1 protein-coding gene is annotated in these 1,317 nt (G+C 51.4%); it reads left to right on the top strand.

The annotated features are described in order from the left end of the window. Nucleotides 1-1,317 (top strand): bacterial Ig-like domain-containing protein (locus CHK_RS08040; protein ID WP_046443537.1); only part of this gene is annotated, 1,317 nt, incomplete at both ends.

Genomic DNA, 1,317 nt, shown 5'->3' with positions numbered 1-1,317 from the left:
TACACGGTAGGCGATACGTTTGATGCTGCGGGACTGGAAATAACGGCACACTATACGAACGGTGGCGCAGACAAGGTGCTGACAAGCGGGGAATATACGCTTTCCACGCCCGATATGAGTGCGGCAGGTACAAAGACAATTACTGTGACGTATGAAGAGGACGGCGTAGAAAAAACAGCAACGTTTGACATTACAGTGAATGCGCCGGTTCCTGTTTTGGACAGCATTGAGGTAACGGCGCAACCGACACAAACAACGTACACGGTAGGCGATACGTTTGATGCTGCGGGACTGGAAGTAACCGCGCATTATACAAACGGTGGAGCCGATAAGGTGCTGACAAGCGGGGAATATACGCTTTCAACGCCCGATATGAGTACCGCAGGAACGAAAACAATTACTGTAACGTATGAGGAAGACGGCGTAGAGAAGACAGCAACGTTTAGCATCACAGTAAATGCACCTGCACCGGTACTCGATAGCATCGAGGTAACGGAGCAGCCGACAAAGACAACGTATACGGTAGGTGACATATTCAATCCGTCAGGACTTGAAGTGACAGCTCATTACACGAATGGTGGCGCAGACAAGGTGCTGACGAGCGGCGAGTACACGCTTTCCACGCCCGATATGAGCACTTCCGGCACGAAGACGATTACTGTAACCTATGAAGAAAGCGGCATAGAGAAGACAACAACGTTTGACATCACAGTAAACGCACCTGTACCAGTACTTGACAGTATCGAGGTGACAGAGCAGCCGACACAAACAACGTATACGGTGGGCGACACGTTTGATCCTGCGGGGCTCGAAGTGACGGCGCACTATACCAACGGCGGCGCGGATAAGGTGCTGACAAGTGGGGAATATACGCTGTCTGCTCCTGACATGGGTACATCCGGTACGAAGACAGTGACAGTGACCTACGAGGAAGACGGCGTAGAAAAGACGGCAACGTTTGACATCACAGTGAATGCGCTCGTACCTGTTCTGGACAGCATCGAGGTGACGGAGAACCCGACGAAAACAACTTATACGGTAGGCGACACGTTTGATGCTGCGGGACTGGAAATAACGGCACACTATACGAACGGCGGCGCAGACAAGGTGCTGACGAGTGGTGAATACACGCTTTCTACACCCGATATGAGCACGGCGGGAACAAAGACAGTGACCGTGACGTACGAAGAGGACGGCGTAGAGAAAACAGCGACGTTTGACATTACAGTGAATGCGCTCGTACCTGTTCTGGATATGATTGAAATCACAAAGCAACCGGTGAAGACAGCATATACGGTGGGCGATACGTTTGATCCG

This window comes from Christensenella hongkongensis, from assembly GCF_000981035.1.
Classification (GTDB): domain Bacteria; phylum Bacillota; class Clostridia; order Christensenellales; family Christensenellaceae; genus Christensenella; species Christensenella hongkongensis.
This window is presented reverse-complemented; position numbering and strand designations above follow the sequence as displayed.